Origin of the sequence: Sphaerisporangium sp. NPDC049002 (assembly GCF_040649355.1) — a bacterium.
Classification (GTDB): Bacteria; Actinomycetota; Actinomycetes; order Streptosporangiales; family Streptosporangiaceae; genus Sphaerisporangium.
Window position 1 is genome coordinate 1 of the sequence record NZ_JBEZFH010000435.1, and the last position, 1,672, is coordinate 1,672.

Genomic DNA, 1,672 nt, shown 5'->3' on the forward strand with positions numbered 1-1,672 from the left:
CCCGGAGCCGCGCGTCACGCGGCGTCGCGGCGGGCCAGGCGGTGGCCGGCGCGCTGCATGGGCCTCTCGACGAACCGGTGGGTCAGCCAGCTGGCGGGCAGCACCACGGCCACGAAGAGCGAGGCCATGAGCACCTGCACGTGGAGGGGAGACCAGCGCAGGTCCCCTGTCAGCGCGACGTAGTACTTCAGCAGGGGGTGGTGCAGCAGGTAGAGCGAGTAGCTGATCAGCCCGAGCCAGGTGAGGAAGCGGGGCACCCTGCGGTGCCTCAGGGCCATCGCGCCCGCGAACGTCGCGCCGGCGAGAGCGATCGTGGTGATCCAGACATCGGGCTGGATCCACCACCAGCCACCCTGGATCGCCCACACCGGGGTGATCGCCACGAGCACCACGGTCACGATGACCGGCCAGAACGCGCCCGCGCCGCGCTCCCACCGGTAGATCGCCGTACCGGCGAACATGACCGCGACGATGACCACACCGAACCAGGGGACCCTGCTGCTCAGCAGCAGCAGGACCAGCGCCATCAGCCCCATCCCGCAGGCGGCGGCCGTACGGAGCCGGTCGGCGACCACGCAGGTCAGCCCCACCGCCAGCACCGCGCCCGAGGCCCAGGCGAGCCAGCCTCCCGCGAGCGGCGCCCCGGGCAGGAACAGCGCGGTGGCCAGCGCCGTCAGGCCGAACAGCAGGGCAAGCACCCCGCTGCGCTGGTGGACCCGGCCCGCGAACAGCGCGGTCACCAGCAGGTAGAACACCATTTCGTACGACAGCGTCCACATGGTGTCCACGACGCCGCCGACGCCGATCACGTCCAGCAGCATCGTCGCGTGGGCGGCCACCGCGGACGGATCGCGGGGCACTGCCCCGCGTACCGGGATCCACCAGGCCAGGGCGAGCACCAGCCCGATGGTGACGAGGTAGATCGGGTAGAGGCGGAAGCCCCGGCTGATCCAGAAGGCCCTGAGGTCCCCGTGCCGCTCCAGCGACGCGGGGATGATGTATCCGCTGACCAGGAAGAACACCAGGATGCCGTAGAGCCCGACGTTGAACCGGTAGGGGCGCAGCGAGGGGATGACCCAGGGCAGCATGTGCTCGGCCAGCACCGCGATCGCCCCTATGCCCCGCAGCGCGTCCAGCCAGGCGAGGCGGGTCGCGGAGGACGTCATGGCGCGCGAGGTCGCGGCCGGGGCGATCGGCACCCGCACCAATTTACCGAACGGGCACGGTCCGAACCCCGATCAGGCGTCACATAGCGGGCGTCACAGGCTGAAGGACACGGTGGCCCGGGGGCCAGTTGTCGATGACGCGGTCCCCACCGGTGCCGGGCGTCCGCTCGCGTCGGTTGGACCGGTCCGATCGCGATCAGCGCCGCAAGTTCTTGCACCTCATTTGCTTATTCATTTCATCTGCATTTCCGTCTATTGCAATGATGTATCGAGGAATGTCAGGATGATGCAAGCGGTCCGCTGTTGCGTCGGGGACGACTCGTGCCGCTGCGTGCCCTCTGGCGTGCGGTTCCCGCCTCGTCGCGTCACCCAGACGGCGCGATGAAGCACGGATGTCCGCAGCGCAACGAAAAGGAGTTCACGTGGCCGTCTCGCGTCGGAGGTTCATGACTTCCGTGGTGTCCGGGTCTGCTCTGGCGGCGGTGTCGTCGTCGCAACTGGTGTCC

At 69.3% G+C, this 1,672-nt stretch carries 1 protein-coding gene; it reads right to left on the bottom strand.

The window, feature by feature from the left end; translation table 11 throughout:
* Window positions 1–14: 14 nt before the first annotated feature.
* On the bottom strand, window positions 15–1,199 hold the full coding sequence (locus AB0B89_RS36325) for an acyltransferase (protein ID WP_358562300.1): 1,185 nt from the start codon (window positions 1,197–1,199) through the stop codon (window positions 15–17).
* Window positions 1,200–1,672 lie beyond the last annotated feature (473 nt).